Source organism: Bradyrhizobium sp. LeoA1Lang (assembly GCF_055413685.1).
This window is the reverse complement of sequence record NZ_JBVAPG010000128.1, coordinates 1-23,395: the sequence shown is the minus strand read 5'-3', so window position 1 is coordinate 23,395 and position 23,395 is coordinate 1. Positions and strand designations below refer to the sequence as shown.

The following is a 23,395-nucleotide window of genomic DNA, read 5'->3' as shown; positions in this document are numbered from 1 at the left end:
GAGATACGGTCCCATTGCGTGTCGTTCAGAACGAGCCGATCCAGAACCCCCAAGGCTTCCTCCTAAAAGAAAGCCTTGAATCACGTTCCGTCTGATTTGAGAATCCCAAGAGTCCACACAGCCTAGAAGGCGGTGCCGACAGGCTTACACGTCAAGCTTGATGTGGCTCATTCATAGTCGTGAGTTCGTGGCGCATGATTCGAGGCCCCAGCTTGTGAGCTTGAATCACAATCGTCAGGTCAAACACAATGCGCCTTCTATTGTTTTGGTTTTGTCGGCGCGCGCTTTTTTGATCCAGTCTTGGTGGACGGCTCCGCGTCGTCACCCTGGCAGGGCCAAGCATCTCTGAATGATTCGATAGCGACGGTGAGCCCCGGTTCTTTCGCTCGATCCGGATTGTTATCAAGGTACCGCAGAAAGACCTTGGCGCCCTGCAAGATGCTGCCTTGCGCGGGGGGGCAGGCACGTATGTTAGTTGGCAGATTTGGTGAAAAGATCATTGCAGTCTCGATCATTCCCTCACATGTGCCGGCGGACCGAGCGTCGTCCTGATTGCGAAACGAGCTCTGAACAAGTATCTCGCAAGATCTCTGCGCGTCGGTTCCCTTATCGACAACCGTGGCGCTTGCCCTTCCGATGATCGAAAGGACCAGACCGGCAACAATGATATAGACCCGCATTGGCGTCCCCGAACCAGCGCAACAGCTTACACGCACTTGATTTGCCGCAGTAGTGCTGCCGCCCGCGCCGTTCGAGGCGGCTCGAACGGCTTAGCTCAAAACAGGGGCGTGATCCATCGCCTCCAAATGCGGGCGACGCTAGATCATGATTCGATTAGACGGAATCGGATCATGATCTCATCTCTTTGTTTGACCATGATCGCCGCGCAAGCGCTTCGCGTTTGTCGCGAGGGAAAACCGGTCTCCACTTTTCCGGATCATGCTCTAACTAACGCAAGTTCATCATTTTCGCTCAGCCGAAAGAGCGCTTTGTCGGCTTGGCAAACATCCATCACATGCGCCGTGATGCGCGCGAAGCACCCGATCATGATCGCGGGCCAACCGCTGGCGGCGATCAGTATACCGATGGCATAAATCTCGGACCGGCGCGTCCGTTGTGTGAAATATTAACCAAATGAGGCAGCACACGAACGTCGCTCGTATTGAGCGGCGTTTCCTCGAACGCAGCCCCTCCCTCGAACGCGCTGAAAAGCGCGCACCTATCCAAATGGTCAGGAAAGCTGGACGAACTCAATACTGAGGAGTCTAGCTCCGATCGGATTCAAGCTGCACTGTTTTTCGTCCGCCGTTCATCTCCCTGAGCTCGTTTACGTATTCCTCAGGCTTTAACAGATGAAACGGAGTCTTCAGGCCCATAAAAGTCGCTATGCGGCCGATAAAAAAAGTGCAGTTGGTGGTTGCCGCATTCCATAGCGGCGAGGTCTCCTGGAGATGCTTGATATAAGCAAAGACCTTCTTGGCGTCAGCCTCGCTCAAATAGACACGATAGCTCGCCGTCAAATATTGCTCGTCAAGATCGCCATAGCTCGCCCCTGTCTCAGAGGGAACAAATACGAGGTGTCCCAACATGTAGGGCAGCGTGTCGCCAGCCGGAGCCAAACCCGCGACCTCGATCTCCTTTTCACTCGTCTTTCCGTACCAGATGAATGCATGACCGTAGGATGCTGCCGTCCGGGCACGAAAATCGACGTAATAGGGGCCTCTGGCCGTAGCTCTTTGGATTGGCTTAGCGTCTGACCTGGCCGGCGGGGCACTGGGCGCAACCGCAGCCATGCTCTCAGCATGCTTGGCTGTCGATTTAGGCAAAGCGTCCTGTTGCTGATGGTCGGAGCGCGCCGCGAGCTGCTGTGCGCTCCCGCTCCCGGCCCCCAAGCTCACGGAGGCCGCGAGCACCGCGACCCCAGCAAGACGCTGCAGACCTGGATATTTCCGAGTCACGCCTAGCATCTTCGAATCCCCACGAATCAAAGACCAGATGCCACAGTGGTCGATCTACCCCTAATCGCACGCCGCTGGCGCACGAATGGATATTAGATCAACCCTTGGTCACTACCGGGGCGGCAACCGGATATTTGCCCACCGGGCTCTTGCCGACGGGGTACTTGCCCAAGGGATATTTGCCGACTGGCGCAGCCACCGGCTGAGGCTGAGGCCGTGGGAGGTCGGCAGCAGCCGCTGTTCCCACGAAAGCCAGAGACGCAACACCGAGGATCACGAACTTCAACATCCAGATCTCCTGCTGTATCAGCGAAGGTTGAAATTTACCCTTCAACAGATAGCCTGATGCTCGCCATGGCAGCAACAAATAGACTGAGCAATTAGCGGTCGCGACGGCCGTTTTTCGTCAGTTGTTGCGAAAATGGCACGGAATTTGAGGCTTTTTGGAACTCGGTCGCTTTGTGGTTCCACATATCCAATATCTGTCCGGACCTGCTTCACAGGACCGGCGGGAAGACCCGACCAGTCCTCGCCATATACGCGCGATAGCTGTCGCCAAAGGTCTCCAACATCATTCGTTCTTCTCTTGCGACGCGGCCAAAATACAAGATCCCGAAACCGGCCAGGCCCGCAAACCCGGCAATCCAATTAGGCAGCAGCAACGCCTGGGCGATAGCCCACAGCCAAAATGCCGAATACATCGGGTGTCGAACTCTCCGGTAAATCCCTTCCGTCACGAGTTCATGCTTCTCACGCACATCGAGACTGATCGACCAATTCCGTCCCAGCGCACGATGCGTCAGGTGAAACATACCCAAAGCCGCAATCGCAAAGAAAAGGCCGAGCCAGGCGAGCAAGGCATGAAAACTGTAGTCTGCGAAATGTGGTATCGCTGTCGCTACGTAGAGGAGCGGCACAAGTCCAAGTCCTGTAAGAGATATGAGCAGCAGCGCAGTTTCCACGGGGCCGCGGGCGCTCCATACGATCCTTTCGCGGCGAGAGCGCCGCGCGTACTTGTGACGTATGAGGTACCAGCCGATCGCCAAGGCGACGAAAATGGCTTTTGAAATGGTGGGCGTCATTTGAATCAGGCTGCCGCGCCCGGGCTTCCCAGCAGTTCGCTTTCTGACAGCGGCGCGCTCGCAATAAGTCCTCCGTCGCCAGCGATCATGGACAGGGCGCCGTCCGGGGCGAGCGTCTGGGATCTAGCTGAAACAGGCCCGCATGTCAGCATAAAGTAATCGTACGATGTTCGCCTGTCATTTCCACTGACGAATTGGTTGTGCAAACGGAAGAAATGGAAGCGGATGCGTCGATACATGTCGTGGTCGAGCATTCGACTGAGTCTCACGATCCTGACAGTCGCATCGTTTTCTGTCGACAAGCCCATTTCGGCCATTGGCTGGCTTTTGTAAAAGTTCAGGGGATCGATGAGGGCCTGATAGTCGCCCCAGAAGATCGCGCGCGACTTGGCGACGCGTTCCATCGTCGTGCGAAAGCGTATTGCTTTCGGGTGCAGGCCGACCTTGAGTATGGATGATCCAACGCTCAAGAATGTGACTGGCGTTTTGTTCCCACCGAGCGCAGGCTCCAGCTTCAAAGCGCGATCAAGCAGATCAACCGCAAGTACGGCCCCAAGGCTGTGCCCTAAGACCAAAATTTCGTCTGCGGCAAAGTTGCCCGCCGCAGCCACGAGCTCGCCGGCCAGCCTGTCTAGCCTTTGCTCGATTTCCGAATTGCCGCGTCGAATGTACTCGCGAGAAAAAATCCAATCGTCGAACAAGTCGCCCAGGTGCAGCCAGCGCCACGGACCCGCCAAGACGGCAGCGAACCCGAAGAGACCGCCACCGGTGGCAATGGCAATTGATCCGGTGATTTTGAATGCAAACACGCCAATCAAGAAGGCGGCCGCGATGAGCAGTCCGAACATGACGAATGGATAGAGAAAGAAACCTGCGTAGCGCCAGTTGGTCAGCAGGTAACGCCAAAGTGTGCCGGACAAAACGAAATCCAGAAACGTAAGAATGCCGACGGAAATGCGTGAGCCAATGCTTCGACGCCCGAAGGCCTGAATTACGTCGTCCCACCGGACCACACGGTAATCGGTTTCGACCAGCCAATCGGGGCCGGTTGTCGTCACATTCCATCCTATCTGATCGGCGGTATCACGCAAACCGTCAACGGTCGCTTTCACTGACCAGGTGCGTTGGAACCTGGCAATTTCGCGCACAAAGCGTCGTTGCGCGCTGAGATGCGACGTGATTGGATCATAGCCGCCAATATGGAATACCAGCCGCTTCGCTACAGGCTTTCCGGTCATCGTCTCGCCCGCGACTATCCGCGGTTTCGACTATCCGCGGATTCATCGTGTTGTTCGCTGTCCACGCGTCAATCGACCTGTAATTGCACGACATAGCGAAGCGTCTGGCACCAAGGGTTGTCAAGACAGAATTGACCAATTATTGGGGGAAGATGTTGACCTATTTCGCCCTTCGTGCCGGAATCGCTCGAACAATAGCGTCGATCGTCGCGGCTTTGCTTGTCGGATTGTCTGGCAGTGCGCCCTCTCAAGCACAGGACGAGTTATCATCTGCGGAGAGATGCCTTTCGGCAAATTTCAACGTCTCGCTGGGTGCACAATTGCCCCGCACGGCGGCGCGTTTGAAATCCGGTGAGCCGCTAAAGATTGTGGCGATTGGATCATCGTCGACAGTAGGACTCTGGGTGCTTAGGTCCGCGGCCACATATCCGGAGGTGATGCGCCGAGAGCTCTCGAGACTTAGATCCAACGCCACGGTCGAGGTCATCAACAGCGGTCGAGTCGGAGATACGATTCCAAACAACATCGCACGCTTCGCGCGTGACGTGTTCGCGCACACGCCCGATCTCGTTATCTGGCAGTTAGGTACCAATGACGTCGCCTGGGGTGGCCGGCCGGACGAAGGGCTCAAAAGAAGCGTTCTTGAAGGGGTTAGGGCACTTAAGGCAGGGTCTTCGGACGTCGTGTTGATGGACATGCAATATGCGCCACAGGTGCTCGCTTCAGCCAGCTACTCAACGATGGAGGGCATCATCATCGATGTCGCAAAACAGGAAAGGGTCGGGCTATTCTCTCGTTTTGCGCTGATGCGAAACTCGATCAATGCCGGGGTCGCGCAGAGCGAACTTGTAACGTTTGACGGATTGCACAACACCGCCGATGGTTATGATTGCGTTGGACGAGCCCTTGCCCGGGCCATCTCGACGAGCGCGCGTTGACAGGCCTGGCTCGGCCGAATCGAAAGCTGCGCCTTCGCATGAGTTGGGCGCTGGGTGGGACAGCAACTCGCGCTGACGCTGTCAGGAGGTGCGCTCATGCACCATTATCTCAGCGAACTTATTGACTTATTGCTGGTGCTTGTCGCCGGGTGGATGGTGCTAGCCGTCATCTTTGTTATCTACGCTTATTTCGCACGTCTTCAGTACCCGGTGAGCGGATCGGTCTTTGGACGTGTGGTCGTCATTTCCTTCTTCATCATAACCACGTCGATTTGGCTCCCTATTGTTGTGGGCGCGCTAGCCCTATCGCTGATCGGTCATTTGTGGTCTCACTTCAGGACAAAGCCACGCGTCGGTTAGTTGGCTGCTACGTGCTGGCCGCAGTTAGAGCGCCGGAAATCGAAAGTGAGGGCCATCACCACGCGGCGTCAATTACTTCGGCACCGCGGTGCAGTACGGCGATGGCGAATCGCAAAAGAGCCTTGGCGGTCACTTGCGATTTAAAGACCAATTGGTCTATAATATCAGCAATGAGCCGCCAAACCCCAGTGCAGTTGCGCCGTGGCCGCCCCCGAAGTTTCGACGTGGAAGCCGCTGTCGAACGCGCGATGGGTGTGTTCTGGTCGCGCGGCTATCACGGCACGGCGCTCCCGGACCTTCTTCGTGCGACCAAGCTCTCGCGTGGCAGCCTTTACGCCGCTTTCGGTGACAAGCACTCGCTCTTCTTGCGTGCGCTTGATCGCTACATTGCCGATGCCCTGACACGGATGGATATCGAACTCGACCCCCGCAGAGAGCCGGTCGACGGCCTGCAGGCCTACCTTGCCGGTTACGTTGACCGCACGAGCGGTGCCAATGGCCGGCGCGGATGCCTGCTGGTGGCCACAGCCATGGAACTGGCTGGCCAGGATGCTGAAGTTGGTCGTCGCATCGCGAGCTTCTTCAAAGCCATGGAGGCCAGGGTGGCGGAGGCGCTTTCCCGTGCGAGGACGGCGGGCAAGTTGGCCGATGGTGTTGAGCCTTCAAGTGCCGCCCGAATTCTCGTCTGCTTCGTTGAAGGGCTGCGAGTGGTCGGCAAAACGGGACCGACGCGGATCACATCGCAAGCCACCGTTGACGCTCTGCTCGACCGCTTCATCAGGTAAACAACCCATGGGCGCCTCCGCTAGTGGCGCGCCGATATCTAGACTGATCGGTCTTGAAAGGAAGGATGCCATGTCTGCCCTCCAGATCGTCTGCGCGGTGGCCGTTCCCTTGCTCTGGGGTTATCAGTTCGTGGCCATCAAAGTGGGCGTTACGGAGTTTCCGCCTCTCTTCTTCCTCGCACTGCGCTTCCTGGCCATCGCGCTGCTGCTTGTTCCGTTCGTCACAAGGCCCACGCGTCAACAGTTCGGCCCTATCGCAGCTATTTCGATTTTCTTTGGTGGACTGAACTTCGGGCTCTTCTATGTTGGCCTTGGGCTCGGCTCGGGAAGCATGTCGGCCGTCGCGTATCAACTCGCCACGCCCTTCACCGTCCTGTTAGCCTGGCCGCTGCTCGCGGAGAGGCCGTCTCTCACCACGTCCGCTGGAGTGGTGCTTGCATTCCTCGGCGTGGTGGTGTTGGCGGCGGAGCCTGGCCTGTCGGCAAACGCGCTTCCGCTGCTGCTTGTGGTCGGGTCAGCCTTCGCATTCGCGGTGTCCAACGTCCTGACGAAACGCTACGGCCCTTTTGATCCCCTGATGTTGATGGGGTGGTCGTCGCTGCTCACGGTGCCGCAGGTCATGTTGATGTCGTTGCTCCTTGAATATGGACAACTGGCGAGCCTTGTCACGGCGGACGAACGTGGTTGGCTGGCACTCGCCTACACAATTTTCATCGGAGGAATTGTTGGGTTTGGCCTTTGGTTCTGGCTGATCGCCCGTTGCTCCATGGGCCGCGTCGCACCCTTCGGTCTGTTGCTTCCGGTGTTCGCCTTGATTTCGAGCGTGTTGTTCCTTGGCGACCGCATGACCCCAAAGTTGATTGTCGGTGGGCTGCTCGCGATCTCCGGCGTCGCCATTACACAAGTAAGACCGAGCGCCCGACCAATTTGAACCCGGAAGTCGCGTCATGGCGACTTTCGGGTTTGATCCGAACCGGTCATCGCTGTGGTGGTCTTATCGGCGAGGCCAACTCGTCGTTAGCACTGTCGCTCGTGCCGCAGTACCGAGTCTTCTTTCCTCTACTTGGCGCGAATTCCTCTTGCGTCTTGAGTTTCCGCGTTTGTGCGCTTGAGCATCGCTTTGAGCTCTTCTTCGAGCGATCGCGGCGAAATGCCAAGCCGGCCAAGTCCCGGCCGACTGTCCGAGGCCGTCGTGTCGATCTGCATAAGCTCGACCTGATTGCGCGTGAGTGGTGGCTGCGGCAGGACTTCAGCGAGACCGGCGACGGCATCCCAGAGAGCAAAGGGTGTTCGTACCAGCACCGGCCGCAATCCTGCGGTACGCGCAATGGTCCGCAACAGCTCCTCGTATGAGTAAATGCGCGGGCCGCCCAGTTCGTAGATGGGATAAGGCTTTTGGGTTTGCCGCAGGATATTTGCGATCGCCGCGGCGACGTCGTCGACGTACACCGGTTGAAGCCTCGTCCTGCCGTCGCCGAACAGCGGATAGGCTGGCAAGGTCCGGAGCAGCCCGAGAATTGTCGTGAGAAAGGCGTCGTCCGGCGCGAACATGACCGCCGGGCGAACAATGACAGCGCCAGGGAATGCGGCTTGCACGGCCGCCTCGCCCTCGCCGCGACTGCGAATATAGGGCGAAGACGAGGTCGCGTCGGCGCCTATTCCTGACAGGTGCACGAACCGTTTGATCCCGGCCCGGCGCGCGGCTCCAGCGATCCTGGCCGCCGCTTCGACGTGCACCGAATGAAATGTGTCGCCTCCATGCTCGACATATAGGCTGATCGCGTTGACGACGCCGTCGGCGCCCGCAATGGCGGCCTCCACGGAGCGTTCGTCATGTGCATCGGCAACGATCTGTTCCACGTTATCGCCCTCGGCCCGCCCAGTACGCCGTGAGGCTGCGCGCACCGTAGCGGTGGAATCACCCAAACAGCGCACGATGCGACGACCAACAAATCCAGTCCCCCCAAAGACGGTCACGCGGTTCATTCCCGGATCCATCCCGCGATCCTGTGCTACACCCTTTATTGACCCACTGAGCGCCGCGCGAACGGCCTCAGTGGCCTCCGCCGGCGAACTGCCTTTGTTGAGGTGATGCGAGATCACGTCAAACAGGATTTGCGCGGCCGGGCCGATCGTTTGCCACTCTTTCCTGGCTTGATCGATCAGCGGCTGCGCTTCGACATAGAGCGTCTGCGCGTGTTCGATGACCGGATGAGCCTTGTTGAGAAGATCGATCAGCGCCCTAGTCGCCGGCAATGACTGCTCGATTTGCTCAAGTTGCGCATCGCTAAGACCGGAAACGTGGCCAAGGACATCAAAGAGCAAGTGTTTCAGCATGGCGCGAGCTTACTGGTAGCAACGCGCTAACTCAAGGCAACCAACCCAAAGTGAGCACGTGCTCGCGACTTTGCACCAGTTTCCGCAGGCGCAGACAGGGTGTAGGTCTGACCACAAGGCCGCAGTCAGAGGGCCGGAAATCGAAAAGTGAGGGCATCACCACGCGGCAAATGTTGCGGTTGAGTAGCCGGCGTTCGACATTGCATAATCTTCAATCAGCCGGAGGAACAGCGATGCAATTGCGGGTCTTTGGACGCACGGGAATGCAGCTCTCGGTGCTGGGCTTCGGCTGCGGCGCGGTGGGCGGGTTTATGGTGCGCGGCGATCCGGTCGACCAGGAGCGGACCATCGCGCGGGCGATCGCCGCCGGCGTCAACTACTTCGACACCGCGGTGCAGTACGGCGATGGCGAATCGGAAAAGAATCTTGGCCGCGTCTTGCAAAAGCTGAAACCGGCCAATGTGGCCGTCGGCACCAAGGTCCGGTTGCCGCCCAGCGAGTTTGGCCGGATTGCGGACGCCGTCAGGATGTCGCTCGAAGGCAGCCTGGCGCGACTGCGTCTTGACCGGGTCGACATCTTTCATCTGCACAATGCGATTGCCGGGAACGGAGGCGGATCGGCGCTGAGCGTCCAGCAGGTGCTCGACGACGTGGTGCCGGCGTTCGAGCGGCTGCGTCAGCAGGGGAAGATTCGTTTCCTCGGGATGACGGCCGTCGGCGACACGGCGGCGCTGCAGCAAGTGATCGATGCCGGCGTCTTCGACAGCGCTCAAATCGTCTACAACATGCTCAATCCATCTGCCGCCGACGATTTGCCGCCGAGCTATCCGGCGCAAGATTATGGACGATTGTTCGATCACACCAAGGCCGCCGGCGTTGGCGTCGTGGGCATTCGCGTGCTGGCCGGCGGCGCGCTGTCGGGCTCAGCCGAGCGTCATCCGATTGCGGGTCCGGCGCCCGAGCCGATCGGTTCGGCGATGAGCTACGATGCCGACATCGATCGCGCACGCCGTCTCATCGCGCTGGTCACGGAGGGGTTCGCGGCGAGCCTGACCGAAGCCGCCACGCGATTTGCAATATCCCACCCGGCGATGGGCACGATCCTGGTCGGCATGGCGACGCCGCAGCAGTTCGAGGACGCACTCGCCGCGGTCGAAAAAGGCCCGTTGCCGCAAGCTGCGCTCGACAGGCTGACAGCACTGCAGCAGGCATTTTCCGGCGAACCACGATGATCGTTGCCCGCCGGCAACGATGGTGGGCAATGAGCGCCTCGCAGATTCGTGGCGCGTAGGGTGGGCAAAGCGCAGCGTGCCCACCTTCTCTTGCACCGAACGTGGATGGTGGGCACGGCGCAAGTGCGCCTTTGCCCACCCTATACGGGTCTGCAATCTGAGCGGCTTACAGCGTCACCACGATCTTGCCGAGGTGTTTGTTGGCAAGGTGTCATTGCGGTTGCGCTACCCCCTCGAACAGGCTTTTATGGGCCATACTCCTTGCCTACCGTCCGAAGTGCGATTATCAGGGCGGTGGGTCGAGGCAAGTGCGCCCGGCGCTACCGCTATTTAATTACAGGACCGACGGCATTTCCCGTCGCTTTCAAGGTCCAATCGAATTTCTTGAGCGAGTGCAGTGTCAATCGCCATGCAGCATATCGTTGACGTCTACGTGCGGCTGAACAGCCGTGAGGGACTCGAGGACGTCCTGTTCTTGAACGCTGACAATGGACCAGAGATTGCGGCAGCGGCCGCTTAACGACTGATAGCCAGGATTCAATTCGACGCTATGGAAGAATGCGATCTTCTCATTGCGCTGCTCCGCATAAGCCATGACTTGGCAACTCGTCACGGGCAGGTCGTCCGTCTCAGGGCAGAACTAGACCGACTGTCTCGGCCAAGCACACTGCCAGCAATCGAGACGTCAGAAGCGATTTCCCGCCGTCGGAGAGCGAACGAACGCGACTTCGCGACCGCAACCGATTTCCTCGCAACATTTCGCCCGAGCGTAGACGCGGCACTGAAGCGGCGCATCAAGTGATACCGGCTGGAGCATGATCCGGAAAAGTGTGAAGCGGTTTTCCGAAAAGATCATGCTCAAACAATAACCTAAAGCGCGATGATGATTCATCCTTATCTCGTCGCGCTTTAGCTCTAGCGCAAAATCGGGGATTTGCGCCTAGGCGTCGCCCCGACCATCGGGCTGAGGGGCGAGCGGTCAGCCACTGATCAATTAGAGGCTGTGTTGCTTTGCAATATCACGGCTGCGCAGCGGATTTAATATTGATATTATTATGACGATTTAATATTGCTATTATTATCACGAAACGTTAATAATTAATCAAATCGCGGGCGAGGAGATTAATAGTCATGCTTTGGATGTGGAAATTCATACGCTTGTGGTCTCTCAAAAGCGCTCTTGGTGGACTGGCTGTGTTAGGGATCGCAACCACCGGTTACGTCCTCCAGGGAGATGGCAGCCCAACCAATTGGACCGATGGTGGCGTCCATGGCGCTCCTGGTAGCGTTCATGGCGCTCCGGGACCTGTCGCTGGCGCTGGACTTCCTCTTGCTCTTATTGCAGTCGGGTATGGCGTCTATCGTCTCGTAAGGCGTCGTCACAAATCGCACTGACAACTCCATCGCCCCACTGGAACACAGCTCACCCAAGGGCAAACGGCCAAGCACATGGCGTGACCATCCCACGCCGTTTGAGAGAAGCCGACGCTCTGCCTTTCGCGACAGGCGTGACCCTTCAGTCTGCGGCATTCTAAGTGGACCGCCCGTGCGCGCCTTGAAGGCCTCGGAATTCACGTTAGATATGGCGCGGGGGGTCCTGAAAGGGAGCCCACTCAATGACGCCACGTTTTGTTTTCTTCGCCTTTTCCATAGCATTCGTTCTGGCAGCGATTTTTGCGGCGATTACGACGGCCAAGCAGATCCATGGCTATCAGGCCACCATAGCGGGAAGGGCAATCTAAGCCGCATGGCGTAGGGTGGGCAAAGCGAAGCGTGCCCACCATCCACGTTCGGTGCAAGCGAAGGTGGGCACGCTGCGCTTTGCCCACCCTAACGATCGCACTTAAAGCGTCACCACGATCTTGCCTAAGTGCTTGTTGGCTTCCATGTGCTCGAACGCCTTGCCGATCTCGTCGAACTTGTAGACACGGTCGATCGGCAGTTGCAGCTTGCGCGATTCCACCGCGCCCCAGATGTCCTTGCGGACTTCGTCGAAGATCTCGCGGATCTCCTCGATGGTGCGGGTGCGGAAGGTGACGCCGATATAGTGGATGCGGCGCGCCGCGTGCAGGTCGAAGTTGAAATCGGCATGGGTGCCGCCGAGCCGGCCGACATTGACGATGCGGCCCTTGACCTTGGTCGCAGCGAGGTTCTGGTTGGCGACCTTGCCGGAGACCTGGTCGACGATGAGGTCGACGCCTTCGCCGCCGGTTGCCTTCAGCACCTGCTCGACCCAGCCGGCGTCGCTGGAATCGATCGCGAGGTCGGCGCCGAAATCCTTCAGCCGGCCGCGCCGCATCGCGTCGGTCGAGGAACCGATCACGAGCTTGGCGCCCTTGAGTTTCGCGATCTGCATGGCCATCAACCCGACGCCGGAACTTGCGCCCTGGATCAGCACGGTCTGCCCCACCTGAAGGGCGCCATTGGTGACGACGGCGTTGTGCATGGTCGCGAGCGCGACGGGCAGGGTGGCCGCCTCCTCGAAATTCATGTTCGAGGGCGCGCGGAACAGCCGGCCGTGATCGGCAAGCGTGTATTCCGCAAAGGCGGCGCCGCCGGAACCCATGATCTTGTCGCCGACCTTGACGCCCTTGGCGTCAGGTCCGAGCTCGGCGACCTCGCCGGCCCATTCCATGCCGAGCACGGCGCCGACGCCTCCCGCGCTGCCATGGGCATGGCCCTTGGTCATGCCGAGATCGGCGCGGTTGAGGCCGCAGGCATGGACCTTGACCAGCACCTGCGTGCCCTTCGGCGTTGGCTTTGCGACGTCGGTAATCTCAGCGCCATTGGCGCCATACACATAGGCTTTCATCGGCTCTTCTCTTTGGTTGGGCTTCAAGGCCACTCTATTCGGCGGCCTGGCGCTGCGCGCCCGAAATCATGCCTTCGAGGCGGCCGCGGATGATCGCCTCCGCATCGCGCACGATGCGCGATACCAGCTCGGCGCAGGTCGGGATGTCGTGGATCAGTCCCTGCACCTGGCCGGCCGACCAGATGCCTTCGTCGGCGTCGCCGCTGGCGTAAACCATCTTGCCGCGGGCGCCGGCGACGAGTTCGCGGACATCCTCGAATTTCGCGCCTTCCTTCTCCATCGCGACCACCTTTGTCGAGATCGCGTTCTTGGCGACACGCGAGGTGTTGCGCATGGTGCGGAAGATCAGCTCGGTCTCGCGCTCGTCATTGGCGACGATGCGTTCCTTGACGAGCTGATGGATCGGGCTCTCCTTGGTGCACATGAAGCGTGTGCCCATGTTGATGCCGTCGGCGCCGAGCGCCAGCGCAGCCGCCAAGCCGCGGCCGTCGCCAAAGCCGCCGGAGGCGATCATCGGGATCTTCACCTTGTCGGCGGCGCAGGGGATCAGGATCAGGCCGGGGGTATCGTCCTCGCCGGGATGACCAGCGCATTCGAAGCCGTCGATCGAGATCGCGTCCACGCCCATGCGCTCTGCCGACAATGCGTGACGGACGCTGGTGCACTTGTGCACGACCTTGACGCCGTGCTTCTTGAACTGGTCGACGTGTTCCTGGGGCTTGTTGCCCGCGGTCTCGACGATCTTGATGCCGCTCTCGATAATGACCTGGCGGTATTCGGCGTAAGGCGGCGGTTTGATCGCAGGCAGGATGGTCAGGTTCACGCCAAACGGCTTGTCCGTCATCTCGCGGCAGCGCGCGATCTCCTTGCGGAGATCATCCGGTGTCGGCTGGGTCAGCGCCGTGATCATGCCGAGCGCGCCGGCATTGGCGACGGCCGCGACGAGTTCCGCGCGTCCGACCCATTGCATGCCGCCCTGCACGATCGGGTGCTCGACGCCGAAAAGCTCGGTGAAGCGTGTCTTGATCATTACTGCCCTCTGTTTCCCCGGCGCGGACGGCCGCGCGCTGTTTATCGAGAATTCATTCGGGCAGCAGGATGCCGTCGCCCCCTGCAAAAGTCCACGGGGGCGGGCGATGGTCAGGGCAACGCCATCATGCAAAAGCGCCGCGTTGTTTCCGCAAGGCGGAACAGGTCGGATCGACCCAAAGTCCCCGAATTAAGGGGTTCACGCCATTGGCTTCAGGTGACGTCGCCTACTGCCTGAATTCGTTCGTGAGCTCGCCGATGCCGTCGATCGCCACCGTCACGGTGTTGACTGGCTCCTTCATGACGCCTACGCCGACCGAGGTGCCGCAGGCGATGAGATCGCCGGGCAAGAGCGTCATGTCGTGCGAGATCTTGCTGACGAGCTCCTGCGCGCTGAAGATCATGTCTGATATCGGGTAGTTCTGACGCTCGGCGCCGTTGAGAATGGTGCGCACGACAAGGCTTGCCGGGTCGATCCCTGCGGTGATGACGGGACCAAACGGGCCGTAGCCGTCAAAGCCCTTGGCGCGGGCCCATTGCGCAAACGTCTTGTCGCGGTTGAGGATGTCGTTGGCGGTGACGTCGTTGACGCAGGTGTAGCCGAAGATGAAGTCGTCGGCTTCATCGGGAGAGACGTTGGTGCAGGGCTTTCCGATGACGATGCCGAGCTCGCCCTCGTAGGTGGTCTTGCCGTCATAGGAGAGGGGGCGTTCGATCACGGCAGCCGGCGCGGTGACGGAGGTGGTCGCTTTCAGCAGATAGAGCGGCTCGGCCGGCTCAGGCTGCTGCAGCTTGGCGGCGAGCGCGTGAAAATTATTCCAGAGCGCGACAATCTTGGTCGGCTCGGAAGGGGCGAGCACCTCGACGTCCTCCAGCACGAGTATTCGTCCGTTCGGCTTGGAGGTGCCGAACATCTCGCCGTCATGTACGGCGATGCCGGATGGCGTCAGCACGCCGAAGCCGGTCTCACCCTGGCGGCGGAAGCGAAGCCAATGGGTCACGTTACGCTGCAGCATCACGTGACCGCCGCAACTTTTGCTTCCGGCGATGGAAGCACCGTTCCATCGTAGAGCCCGGCGATCCGCGCGCGCTGGGCAGCGAGCGCCAGCATCGCATCCAGCGACGGCGTCGGGATCCCGGTCAGGCGCCCCATTTCCTGAACCACGGTGACCAGCGGATCGATCTCCATCGGGCGGCTACGCTCGAGGTCCTGCAGCATCGAGGTCTTGTGGGCGCCGACCTTGCGCGCGCCTTCGATGCGGCGTTCGACGTCGACACGGAATTTGACGCCAAAGGTTTCGGCGATCGCCTGCGTCTCCAGCATGATCGCTTTCGACAGCGCGCGGGTCGGCGGATCGGAGCAGATTACGTCCAGGGTCGCATGGGTGAGGGCGCTGATCGGGTTGAAGCAGACATTGCCCCACAGCTTGAGCCAGATCTCGTCGCGGATGCGCTCGAGCACGGGGGCCTGCATGCCCGCCTTAGTGAAGACATCAGACAGACGCTGCACGTCCTCGGTGATCTCGCCGGAGGGCTCGCCGAGCGGAAAGCGGTCGCCATAGACGTGCCGGATGACACCAGCCGCCTCGATCTCGGTGGCGGGATAGACGATGCAGCCGATCGCGCGCTCGGGGCCAAGCTCACGCCACTGCCGGCCGCCGGGATCGATGGTCTCCAGCGTCGAACCCTGATGGGCGCCGCCGTGTTTGTGGAAATACCAATAGGGGATGCCGTTGACGGCGGTGACGATACGCGTGTGCGGGCCAAGCAGCGGCTGCATCCGTTCGAGCACGCCGGTGATCGAATGCGCCTTCAGGCAGATGATGACGAAATCCTGTGCCCCAAGCTCGGCCGGATCGTCGGTGCAGCGGGGATGCACGATGCGCTCTTCATCGCCGATCAAGAGCTTCAGCCCGTTCGCCTTCATGGCTGCGAGATGGGCGCCGCGTGCGACCAGGCTCACATCTGCGCCCGCGCGCGCAAGCTGCACGCCGAGATAGCCGCCGATCGCGCCGGCGCCGTAAATGCAAATCTTCATGGGATGTTTCGCAAAAGAGGCGGGGTTGATGTTTCAGCGCGGGGCCATGCGCCGGTGCCGAGCATGTCTCAGACCGGCGCGCTGACGCTGAGGTGCTTTCAGGCCGGAATGGCTTCCCGCGCGGTCATCACCTGCTCGTCGAATGCAGCTGCGATGTCGCGGATGCTGATGACGCCGATCAGGCTGTAATTGTCGATGACCGGCACGTGGCGGATGTGGTGCTTGTTCATGAGATGGCGGACATGCTCGAGCGTGTCGCGCGAGCTGCAGGACACGAGCTGCTGCACCGAGATGAAATGCGACACGCGCATGTTGGCGCCTGCTGCGCCATGCTCGGCGATGGCGCGCACCACGTCGTGCTCGGTGAACATGCCCACCGCCGTGTTGCCCTCGGTGCGGACGACATCCTTGACCACCAGCGCGCTGATATTTCCCGAACGCATCAGTTGCGCGGCGATCGCCACCGTCTCGTTCATGCGAACCGTTGCAACACGGGCGGCTTTCTTGCGCAGAATATCTCCGACTTGCATGGCAACCTCCTTGGGTTCGTTTACGATTGCAAGTCTGGTATACAAAATGCCAATTGTCAACGCAGCAGAAGCGGATACATAGAGAAAAATGCAGTAAAAACAGTAAGTAGCGCTGACACTTTCGATCCTGCGGGTGATGGCGTCTGATCGATCTATCTCGCTGTATTTTGTATTCCTTTCATTCTGGGCAAAAAGAAAAGGCGCACCGAAGTGCGCCTTCGCCCGTCACAACGTCTGCGCTCATGCTGTGGTGACGCTCCGCGCGGTTGCCTGTGCCGCCGCTGTCTCGTTGCCCAAGATGAAGGCGCGTCGCATCGGCTTGATCACGAACAGCGCCATCAGCGCCGCCGTCGCGTTGAGAGCTACTCCGATCACGAACACGGCGTGCCAGCCAAAATTCTTGGCGAGGATGCTGGCGAGCGGCACCAGCAGCGAGGCGGTGCCCTTCGCCGTGTACAGCATGCCGTTGTTGGTGGCGGCGTACTTCACACCGAAGGTGTCGCCACTGGTGGCTGGAAACAGGCTGTAGATCTCGCCGAACACGCCGAAATAGACCGCGGTCGCGAGCACGAACACGACCGGATGGGCGCCATAGGTCGAGAGCGTCAACAGCATCAGCGCCGCCGTGCCGAAAGCGATGAACATCGTGTACTCGCGGCCGATATTGTCGGAAATCCAGCCGAACATCGGCCGGCCGAATCCGTCGAAGATGCGATCGAGCGAGATCGCAAATGTCAGCGCCGCCATCTGGATGCCGGCGAGCGAGACCGGCGTCTTGGCGATCTGGAAGTCATCGGCGATCGGCGCGATCTGCGCCGCCGTCATCAGGCCGCCGGCGGCGACCATCACGAACACCAGATACATCACCCAGAAGATCGGGCTGCGCAGCACCTGCGGCGGGGTGAAATCAATCTTGGTTTGCGGCAGGTTGAGCTGCTTCTTCTTCGGAGGCACCGCGACAGACGGCGGGCGGATGAAGAAGGCGAGCACGAACACGATCAAGCCTTGCCCGATGCCAAACTCGAAGAAGGCTGTCTGGTAGCCGCTTGCGGCGATCATGCTTGCGATCGGCACCACGGTGAGCGCGGCACCCGCGCCGAAGCCGGCGGCGGTCGCGCCCGCAGCCAGACCCCGGCGGTCCGGAAACCATTTCAGCGCATTGCCGACGCAGGTGCCGTAGACCGCGCCGGCGCCCATGCCGCCGATCACGGCGGCGGTATAAAGCAGCGCCAGCGAATCCGCATAGGAATTGAGGACCCAGGACAGCGCGATCATCACGCCGCCGAACATGATGACCATGCTCGGCCCGTATTTGTCGACGAACCAGGCTTCGATGGGGACGAGCCAGGTCTCGGTCACCACGAAGATCGTGAAGGCGAGCTGGATGCCCGCACGGCCCCAATGATGCTTCGCGTCGATCGGATCGACGAACAGCGTCCAGCCGTATTGCAGGTTGGCGATCATCGCCATGCAGACGATGCCCATGACGAGCTGAAACCAGCGGAAGCCGTTGGACGAAGGTGTTGAGGGTGCGGTGGCGGCGTTGCTTAAAACCATCAAGTCCTCCCGAGCGCGTGCTTGCGGTTGCGGCCTTCTGTCGCGAGTTTGTGACTTATCGTCGCAAGCATTGGGCGGATGTTGGTATACTATATCCCACAATGCAAGCCGAACTTGTGCTGCGGTGCGGTATAGGCCGTGCCGCAGGTCGGCGGTCACGGCGATTTCGGAAAATCGGAAGCGCAGCAAAAAAGCGCCCGGCTGTGGGCCGGGCGCTTCATGCCAACTGCGTTGCGCGATCTACGACGCGCCCGATTTTTCCACCACGACCTTGCGCCACGGTTTCAGCGCCAGGATGGCGAGCAGCGATGCCAGGATGTTGGCGCCCGCGGCGATGAGAAAGACATTGTCCCAATTGCCTGCGGTCTGCTGCATGTAGTTCGCAATCGGCACCAGCAGCGCGGCCGTGCCCTTGGCGGTGTAGAGCAGGCCGGCATTGGTGGTCGCGAATTTCGGGCCGAAGGTGTCGGTGCAGGTGGAGGGGAACAGCGAGTAGATCTCACCCCAGGCGAAGAACACGAAGCCCGACAGGATCACGAACCAGATCGGATCGTGGCCGAACATGTAGAGCGCCCAGATGCCGATGCCCTCCATGCCGAAGGCGATGAACATCGTGTTCTCGCGGCCGATATTGTCGGAGATCCAGCCGAAGAACGGACGCGTCAGGCCGTTGAGCACACGGTCGATGGTGGCGGCGAAGGTCACGGCGGTCATCGTCACGCCGATCAGGGTCACCGGGACACTGTCGATCTTCCAGTCCACAGCGATCGGCTTCAGGTTCGCTGTCACCATCAGGCCACTGGCGCCGACGATCACAAACATGAAGTACATCAGCCAGAAGATCGGCTGCCGCAGCACTTCCGTCGGCTGATAGTTGCGCCGGCTCTGAACCAGATTGGCGTTCTGCGCGACCATCGGAACCTGTCCGGACTTCGGCGCGAGCAGGAAGAAGGAGAGCAGCACGATGATGATGCCCTGGCCGAGACCGAAATAGAGGAAGGTGGTCTGGAAGCCGGAGTCCTTGATCATCGCCTGGATCGGCGCGACCGTCAGCGCCGAGCCTGCGCCGAAGCCGGCCGCGGTGATGCCGGCCGCCAGACCGCGCTTGTCGGGAAACCATTTCAGCGCGTTGCCGACGCAGGTGCCGTACACGCCGCCGGCGCCGATGCCCGCGATGATCATGCCGAGATAGTAGCCGTTGAGCGAGGTCGCCTGGGCATTGATGGCCCAGCCGATGGCGCAGAGGATGCCGCCGATGAGAACCACGATGCGCGGGCCGTATTTGTCGACGAACCAGCCTTCAATCGGCACCAGCCATGTCTCAAACAAAACGAAAAGGGTGAAGGCCCACTGGATAGAGGCGCGATCCCAACCGAATTTTTTCTGAATGTCGGGGACGAAGAATGTCCAACCGTATTGATAGTTGGCGATCATCACCATCGCCGCGACGCCGATCGCAAGTTGTGTCCAGCGAAAGGTATCGCTGACACGGGCCGCTGGCGGAGCCGTAGCCTGCACCATCTCTGTCATAGGTCCTCCCAAGGCGCGCCCCTGTTATCTTATGTCCCGAACGCGCGGCGGCCATCTTGGTATCTAATATGCCAACATTCAAGCGTCGGTACGAACCGCGCGCAAATGTCGCAGGCGGGCATCGGTACTCGGAATCAACAACTTGGTTCAACCGAACGGGTTCACTTCGAACCCAAGACCATGGTCCACAGCGCGATTTCTATCGATGCTCTGAAGCGACTGGATTCACGCAAGAATCATCGCGGGCGATCTGAAGGTCAGCTTTGGAACGCGAGCTTGGCGCGCCCGCATTAGGCTGGCGGATTCAGGAGGTATGTGAGCGGGTAGGTCGGACGCAGGAAGTGCGATAACACGATCGCCCAGCCGTTCTGAGCTTTGGTATTTTATATCCCAGCTTCGAAGAAAGCTCCGCCTCAGGCGGCCGCTGTTCGCAGCCGGCTGTAGCCTTCCTGAATAGCGGTCCAGAAAAGGGCAACGAGCCCCAGGACCATGATCGTGCTGACCAAGCCATTCGAGAAAAACACCGCGAGCGAACCTTGCGACCCGAGCAGCGATTGCCGGAATGCCTCCTCCGCCTTGTCGCCGAGCACAATGGCCAGCACCAAAGGGGCGAGAGGATAGTTGCACTTCTTGAGCAGATAGCCGAGCACGCCGAAGACCAGCATCAGCATCACGTCGAATGTGCTGTTGTGAACCGAGTAGGCGCCGATCGCGCAGAGCACCAGAATGAGGGGCGCGATGATGCTGAACGGCACGCGAAGTATAGCGGCGAATATGGGCACGCAGGTGAGCACGACGAGCAGGCCCGCGAGATTGCCGAGATACATCGAGGCGATCAGGCCCCAGACGAATTCCTTTTGCTCGACGAACAGCATCGGCCCGGGCTGCAGGCCCCAGATCAAGAGGCCGCCGAGAAGAACAGCGGCCGTCGGAGACCCGGGGACTCCGAGCGACAGCATTGGCAGCAGTGCCGAGGTCCCGGCGGCGTGAGCTGCCGTCTCCGGTGCGATCACGCCCTCGATTTCTCCCTTGCCGAAATTCTTGCCGTTCTTCGCGAGCCGCTTGGCGATGCCGTAACTCATGAAGGATGCCGGCGTTGCTCCGGCCGGCGTGACACCCATCCAGCACCCGATCAGACAAGAGCGCAATGACGTCACCCAGTACGCGGGCAGTTCTTTCCAGGTTTGCAGCACGACGCGCAGGTTGATTTTCGCGTTGCCGCCGCGGAAGCTCAATCCTTCTTCCATCGTCAGAAGGATCTCGCCGATACCGAAAAGACCGATGACGGCGATCAGAAAATCGAACCCGTTGAGCAATTCGGTGATCCCGAACGTCAATCGCAACTGCCCGGTGATTGAATCGAGTCCGACGGCCGCAAGCGCGAAGCCAATCATCATCGCGGCGATGGTCTTGAAGGGCGGCTCCTTGCTCAGGCCGACGAAGCTGCAAAACGCGAGGAAGTACACCGCGAATTTTTCCGCAGGACCAAATCGCAACGCGAAGCTTGCGACCAGCGGGGCCACCAGCGTGATCATGGCGACGGCGAACAGCGCGCCCACGAACGAGGAGGTGAAGGCTGCCGTCAACGCTTCGCCAGGCTTGCCCTGTTGCGCCATCGGATAGCCATCGAAAGTCGTCGCTACCGACCAGGGTTCACCCGGTATGTTGAACAGGATCGAGGTGATCGCCCCGCCGAACAACGCGCCCCAGTAGATGCAGGACAGCATGATGATCGCCGATGTCGGCGGCATGCTGAAGGTCAGCGGCAAGAGGATCGCAACGCCGTTTGCGCCGCCCAGCCCCGGAAGCACGCCAATGATGACCCCGAGCATGATGCCCACGACCATCAGCATCATGTTGTAGGGCTGCAGGGCTACGGCGAAGCCGTGAAAAAGATTGGCGAGTTCTTCCATTTCGATACGTCCTGCAACAGCGAACCGACCACAATGCGGCTTCTATAGGCCGAGCCATTCCTCGATAGGACCTTTGGGAAGGGGAACGAGGAACCAGCGTTCGAAGACAAGATAGGTGATGATGGGCATGCCGAACGCCACGGCAACGGTCGGGAGCCATCGGTAGCCGCCAAGCCACCGCATGAACCAGCCGATGAAAATGATCGAGGCGACATAGAGCCCGACAAAGGGCATCGAACCGACATAGATCGCGGTGGGCACAACCACGCTCATCACCTGGCGAAGCTGTCCCCACTCCGCGAACAATCGGTCGTCATTGTCGCGCAGCGCGCTCCAGAGATTGATGGCGCTCGCTGCGACGATGGAGATTCCAATGTAGAAGGGAAAGAAGCCCGCACGCGGGCCCTCCGCGCCCCAGGTGATGCCGGCCTTCGAACTGCCGATGATCACGATCATGCCGAAGGCTGCGATCAGCAGTGCCATGCCGGTTTCCACTGCCTTGTGTGCCGGGCCGGCAGCGTCTGATCTACGCGCAGTCATAGGGCCTCCAGGCTGAATCGTGAGTTCGGGACTCGAGCATTTTCGGTTCTGATCGAATCAGAACCGAAGCTCTAGATTCTTGTTTTGACGCGTTTTCTTCACGCGAACCGGTCTCCACTTCGCTCGAAAACGCTCTAGAAATCGAAGGGACACGCTCGTGCGTGCTTGGTTGATATCGCCGGATCAATTCGCCGAGGCGAGGAAACCAGCTTCTTTCATCAATACCTCGTGGCGCTTTTGCTCCGCCTCGACCCACTTGGCGTAGTCGGCCCCGGTCAGGAAGGTGGTGTTGAATGCGCCGCTCTTCATGAAATCCTGCCATTCAGGCGTCGCGCGCACCTTCCTGAACAGTTCGACGTAATATTCGATCTGATCCTTGGTGGCTTTCGGCGGCATGAAGATGCCACGCAACATCAGATACTCCATCTCGAGGCCCTGCGATTTGCAGGTTGGAATATCCTTCCAGCTCTTGCCGTCGGCGATCGGCTCGTCATAGGCCATTGGCTGGGCGTCGAAGACGCAGAGCGGACGGAGCTTGCCCCCGCGCCATTGCGCTACGGCTTCGATCGGATTGTTGACGGTCGAATCGACGTGGTTGCCGACGAGCTGGACGGCGACTTCGCCGCCGCCTTTGTAGGGGATGTAGGTGAACTTGGTATCGATCGCCTTCTCGACGGCGACCGTGATGATCTGGTCCTCCTGCTTCGAGCCGGTGCCTCCCATTTTGAACGTGCCGGCCGGCGCCTTTTTGACGGCGTCAACATATTCGCCGACCTTGTTGTAGGATTTCTCGGCATTCACCCAGAGCACGAATTCATCGAGCGCCAGCATTGCGACCGGGGTCAGATCCTTCCAGTTGAAGGGAATCCCCGTTGCCAGTGGCGTCGTGAAAAGATTCGAGAGTGTAATGATGATCTTGTGGGGATTGCCCGATGACCCCTTCACATCGAGAAAACCTTCACCTCCGGCGCCACCAGCCTTGTTGATGACGACCATCGGCTGCTTCATCAGATTGTGCTTGGTCACGATGCCCTGGATCGTGCGCGCCATCTGATCCGCACCGCCGCCTGTGCCGGCGGGTACGATGAACTCGAGCGGACGAACCGGCTCCCAGGCGGCAGAGACTCCGGTACCGCTCGCGCACAACGCTGCGACGGCCGCCAATGCAAGATGCAGAATGGAATGCTTCATCTGGTGTCCTCCCTGTCGAACTTTGAACGCACCGCTCTTTGTCGGCTTGCGATCAGCCCATCCCGATCACGTGCTTCGGGTCATACGGCACCTTTCCGGTGATCGATCACCCGCTGCGATCGTGCGGCCGATTGGAACTGTATGAGGGCTGTTCAGGCGCGGCATCCGCTTCTTTCGAATAATGCTCGGTGGCTGTCGGCTAGGCTGTGTGGACTCTTGGGATTCTCAAATCAGACGGAACGTGATTCAAGGCTTTCTTTTAGGAGGAAGCCTTGGGGGTTCTGGATCGGCTCGTTCTGAACGACACGCAATGGGACCGTATCTC

At 59.9% G+C, this 23,395-nt stretch carries 23 protein-coding genes; 6 read left to right on the top strand and 17 right to left on the bottom strand.

Translation table 11 applies throughout. From position 1 onward, the window contains the following. Positions 1–257: 257 nt before the first annotated feature. The 5 genes from ACZYOF_RS32035 to ACZYOF_RS32015 all read right to left on the bottom strand — a co-directional run bounded on the left by ACZYOF_RS32035 (position 258) and on the right by ACZYOF_RS32015 (position 4,278). Complete coding sequence (locus tag ACZYOF_RS32035; protein ID WP_130582836.1) at positions 258–680, bottom strand: Rap1a/Tai family immunity protein; 423 nt, start codon at positions 678–680, stop codon at positions 258–260. Between the two features lie 585 nt (positions 681–1,265). Beyond that, a complete protein-coding gene (locus tag ACZYOF_RS32030) occupies positions 1,266–1,967 on the bottom strand; it encodes a hypothetical protein (RefSeq protein WP_463718272.1) in 702 nt (233 codons plus the stop codon). Positions 1,968–2,055: 88 nt separating this feature from the next. Continuing rightward, positions 2,056–2,247: a hypothetical protein gene (locus tag ACZYOF_RS32025; protein ID WP_027577737.1), complete on the bottom strand. Its 192-nt coding sequence runs from the start codon at positions 2,245–2,247 to the stop codon at positions 2,056–2,058. Between the two features lie 208 nt (positions 2,248–2,455). Then, on the bottom strand, positions 2,456–3,040 hold the full coding sequence (locus ACZYOF_RS32020) for a protein-S-isoprenylcysteine O-methyltransferase (protein WP_463718271.1): 585 nt from the start codon (positions 3,038–3,040) through the stop codon (positions 2,456–2,458). Positions 3,041–3,045: 5 nt separating this feature from the next. Beyond that, positions 3,046–4,278, bottom strand: a complete 1,233-nt coding sequence (locus ACZYOF_RS32015) for a hypothetical protein (RefSeq protein ID WP_463718270.1) — start codon at positions 4,276–4,278, stop codon at positions 3,046–3,048. Positions 4,279–4,433: 155 nt separating this feature from the next. Between ACZYOF_RS32015 and ACZYOF_RS32010 the strand changes: the two genes are divergently transcribed. The 4 genes from ACZYOF_RS32010 (at position 4,434) to ACZYOF_RS31995 (ending at position 7,292) form a co-directional block, all read left to right on the top strand. Continuing rightward, the gene (locus tag ACZYOF_RS32010) at positions 4,434–5,216 is read left to right on the top strand and encodes an SGNH/GDSL hydrolase family protein (RefSeq protein WP_463718269.1); all 783 of its coding nucleotides are present in this window, start codon (positions 4,434–4,436) and stop codon (positions 5,214–5,216) included. A 96-nt stretch (positions 5,217–5,312) separates the two neighbouring features. Continuing rightward, positions 5,313–5,576 (top strand): hypothetical protein, encoded by a 264-nt coding sequence (locus tag ACZYOF_RS32005; protein WP_130582841.1) that lies wholly within the window; start codon positions 5,313–5,315, stop codon positions 5,574–5,576. A gap of 170 nt (positions 5,577–5,746) precedes the next feature. Beyond that, on the top strand, positions 5,747–6,361 hold the full coding sequence (locus ACZYOF_RS32000; protein ID WP_463718273.1) for a TetR/AcrR family transcriptional regulator: 615 nt from the start codon (positions 5,747–5,749) through the stop codon (positions 6,359–6,361). Between the two features lie 70 nt (positions 6,362–6,431). Beyond that, entirely contained in the window at positions 6,432–7,292 is an 861-nt protein-coding gene (locus ACZYOF_RS31995) for a DMT family transporter (protein WP_463718268.1), read from the top strand. A gap of 128 nt (positions 7,293–7,420) precedes the next feature. Here the strand turns inward: ACZYOF_RS31995 and ACZYOF_RS31990 are convergent, their stop codons facing one another. Beyond that, on the bottom strand, positions 7,421–8,698 hold the full coding sequence (locus ACZYOF_RS31990) for a complex I NDUFA9 subunit family protein (RefSeq protein WP_463718267.1): 1,278 nt from the start codon (positions 8,696–8,698) through the stop codon (positions 7,421–7,423). A gap of 233 nt (positions 8,699–8,931) precedes the next feature. Here ACZYOF_RS31990 and ACZYOF_RS31985 point away from each other — a divergent pair, with 233 nt between their 5' ends. Beyond that, complete coding sequence (locus ACZYOF_RS31985) at positions 8,932–9,930, top strand: aldo/keto reductase (protein WP_394569453.1); 999 nt, start codon at positions 8,932–8,934, stop codon at positions 9,928–9,930. 400 nt (positions 9,931–10,330) lie between these two features. Here the strand turns inward: ACZYOF_RS31985 and ACZYOF_RS31980 are convergent, their stop codons facing one another. Beyond that, the gene (locus ACZYOF_RS31980; protein ID WP_130582844.1) at positions 10,331–10,525 is read right to left on the bottom strand and encodes a hypothetical protein; all 195 of its coding nucleotides are present in this window, start codon (positions 10,523–10,525) and stop codon (positions 10,331–10,333) included. 1,021 nt (positions 10,526–11,546) lie between these two features. Here ACZYOF_RS31980 and ACZYOF_RS31975 point away from each other — a divergent pair. Next, complete coding sequence (locus tag ACZYOF_RS31975; protein WP_283813597.1) at positions 11,547–11,672, top strand: hypothetical protein; 126 nt, start codon at positions 11,547–11,549, stop codon at positions 11,670–11,672. Between the two features lie 101 nt (positions 11,673–11,773). Here the strand turns inward: ACZYOF_RS31975 and ACZYOF_RS31970 are convergent, their stop codons facing one another. From ACZYOF_RS31970 to ACZYOF_RS31925, 10 genes are all read right to left on the bottom strand, one after another. Further along, positions 11,774–12,742 carry a zinc-binding dehydrogenase gene (locus tag ACZYOF_RS31970; RefSeq protein WP_463718266.1) on the bottom strand — a complete coding sequence of 323 codons (969 nt, stop codon included), beginning with the start codon at positions 12,740–12,742 and terminating at the stop codon, positions 11,774–11,776. 34 nt (positions 12,743–12,776) lie between these two features. Next, complete coding sequence (locus ACZYOF_RS31965) at positions 12,777–13,772, bottom strand: NAD(P)H-dependent flavin oxidoreductase (RefSeq protein WP_463718265.1); 996 nt, start codon at positions 13,770–13,772, stop codon at positions 12,777–12,779. 226 nt (positions 13,773–13,998) lie between these two features. Further along, positions 13,999–14,787 (bottom strand): fumarylacetoacetate hydrolase family protein, encoded by a 789-nt coding sequence (locus ACZYOF_RS31960; RefSeq protein ID WP_463718264.1) that lies wholly within the window; start codon positions 14,785–14,787, stop codon positions 13,999–14,001. Further along, positions 14,787–15,809 carry a 2-dehydropantoate 2-reductase gene (locus ACZYOF_RS31955; protein ID WP_463718263.1) on the bottom strand — a complete coding sequence of 341 codons (1,023 nt, stop codon included), beginning with the start codon at positions 15,807–15,809 and terminating at the stop codon, positions 14,787–14,789. The genes ACZYOF_RS31960 and ACZYOF_RS31955 overlap by 1 nt, the downstream gene beginning before the upstream one ends. Before the next feature lie 98 nt (positions 15,810–15,907). Continuing rightward, on the bottom strand, positions 15,908–16,339 hold the full coding sequence (locus tag ACZYOF_RS31950) for a CBS domain-containing protein (RefSeq protein WP_463718262.1): 432 nt from the start codon (positions 16,337–16,339) through the stop codon (positions 15,908–15,910). Between the two features lie 240 nt (positions 16,340–16,579). Then, a complete protein-coding gene (oxlT, locus tag ACZYOF_RS31945; protein ID WP_463718261.1) occupies positions 16,580–17,896 on the bottom strand; it encodes an oxalate/formate MFS antiporter in 1,317 nt (438 codons plus the stop codon). Positions 17,897–18,136: 240 nt separating this feature from the next. Beyond that, positions 18,137–19,426, bottom strand: a complete 1,290-nt coding sequence (oxlT, locus tag ACZYOF_RS31940) for an oxalate/formate MFS antiporter (RefSeq protein WP_463718260.1) — start codon at positions 19,424–19,426, stop codon at positions 18,137–18,139. Positions 19,427–19,839: 413 nt separating this feature from the next. Beyond that, positions 19,840–21,339, bottom strand: a complete 1,500-nt coding sequence (locus ACZYOF_RS31935; RefSeq protein ID WP_463718259.1) for a tripartite tricarboxylate transporter permease — start codon at positions 21,337–21,339, stop codon at positions 19,840–19,842. 42 nt (positions 21,340–21,381) lie between these two features. Beyond that, positions 21,382–21,879, bottom strand: a complete 498-nt coding sequence (locus ACZYOF_RS31930; protein ID WP_463718258.1) for a tripartite tricarboxylate transporter TctB family protein — start codon at positions 21,877–21,879, stop codon at positions 21,382–21,384. A 183-nt stretch (positions 21,880–22,062) separates the two neighbouring features. Beyond that, positions 22,063–23,070: a Bug family tripartite tricarboxylate transporter substrate binding protein gene (locus tag ACZYOF_RS31925; RefSeq protein WP_463718257.1), complete on the bottom strand. Its 1,008-nt coding sequence runs from the start codon at positions 23,068–23,070 to the stop codon at positions 22,063–22,065. Positions 23,071–23,395 lie beyond the last annotated feature (325 nt).

Coding starts and splice junctions, on each gene's coding strand:
- ACZYOF_RS32035 (WP_130582836.1), bottom strand. CDS start 680: ATGCGGGTCTATATCATTGTTGCCGGTCTGGTCCTTTCGATCATCGGA.
- ACZYOF_RS32030 (WP_463718272.1), bottom strand. CDS start 1,967: ATGCTAGGCGTGACTCGGAAATATCCAGGTCTGCAGCGTCTTGCTGGG.
- ACZYOF_RS32025 (WP_027577737.1), bottom strand. CDS start 2,247: ATGTTGAAGTTCGTGATCCTCGGTGTTGCGTCTCTGGCTTTCGTGGGA.
- ACZYOF_RS32020 (WP_463718271.1), bottom strand. CDS start 3,040: ATGACGCCCACCATTTCAAAAGCCATTTTCGTCGCCTTGGCGATCGGC.
- ACZYOF_RS32015 (WP_463718270.1), bottom strand. CDS start 4,278: ATGACCGGAAAGCCTGTAGCGAAGCGGCTGGTATTCCATATTGGCGGC.
- ACZYOF_RS32005 (WP_130582841.1), top strand. CDS start 5,313: ATGCACCATTATCTCAGCGAACTTATTGACTTATTGCTGGTGCTTGTC.
- ACZYOF_RS32000 (WP_463718273.1), top strand. CDS start 5,747: ATGAGCCGCCAAACCCCAGTGCAGTTGCGCCGTGGCCGCCCCCGAAGT.
- ACZYOF_RS31995 (WP_463718268.1), top strand. CDS start 6,432: ATGTCTGCCCTCCAGATCGTCTGCGCGGTGGCCGTTCCCTTGCTCTGG.
- ACZYOF_RS31990 (WP_463718267.1), bottom strand. CDS start 8,698: ATGCTGAAACACTTGCTCTTTGATGTCCTTGGCCACGTTTCCGGTCTT.
- ACZYOF_RS31985 (WP_394569453.1), top strand. CDS start 8,932: ATGCAATTGCGGGTCTTTGGACGCACGGGAATGCAGCTCTCGGTGCTG.
- ACZYOF_RS31980 (WP_130582844.1), bottom strand. CDS start 10,525: ATGGCTTATGCGGAGCAGCGCAATGAGAAGATCGCATTCTTCCATAGC.
- ACZYOF_RS31975 (WP_283813597.1), top strand. CDS start 11,547: ATGACGCCACGTTTTGTTTTCTTCGCCTTTTCCATAGCATTCGTTCTG.
- ACZYOF_RS31970 (WP_463718266.1), bottom strand. CDS start 12,742: ATGAAAGCCTATGTGTATGGCGCCAATGGCGCTGAGATTACCGACGTC.
- ACZYOF_RS31965 (WP_463718265.1), bottom strand. CDS start 13,772: ATGATCAAGACACGCTTCACCGAGCTTTTCGGCGTCGAGCACCCGATC.
- ACZYOF_RS31960 (WP_463718264.1), bottom strand. CDS start 14,787: ATGCTGCAGCGTAACGTGACCCATTGGCTTCGCTTCCGCCGCCAGGGT.
- ACZYOF_RS31955 (WP_463718263.1), bottom strand. CDS start 15,809: ATGAAGATTTGCATTTACGGCGCCGGCGCGATCGGCGGCTATCTCGGC.
- ACZYOF_RS31950 (WP_463718262.1), bottom strand. CDS start 16,339: ATGCAAGTCGGAGATATTCTGCGCAAGAAAGCCGCCCGTGTTGCAACG.
- oxlT (WP_463718261.1), bottom strand. CDS start 17,896: ATGGTTTTAAGCAACGCCGCCACCGCACCCTCAACACCTTCGTCCAAC.
- oxlT (WP_463718260.1), bottom strand. CDS start 19,426: ATGACAGAGATGGTGCAGGCTACGGCTCCGCCAGCGGCCCGTGTCAGC.
- ACZYOF_RS31935 (WP_463718259.1), bottom strand. CDS start 21,339: ATGGAAGAACTCGCCAATCTTTTTCACGGCTTCGCCGTAGCCCTGCAG.
- ACZYOF_RS31930 (WP_463718258.1), bottom strand. CDS start 21,879: ATGACTGCGCGTAGATCAGACGCTGCCGGCCCGGCACACAAGGCAGTG.
- ACZYOF_RS31925 (WP_463718257.1), bottom strand. CDS start 23,070: ATGAAGCATTCCATTCTGCATCTTGCATTGGCGGCCGTCGCAGCGTTG.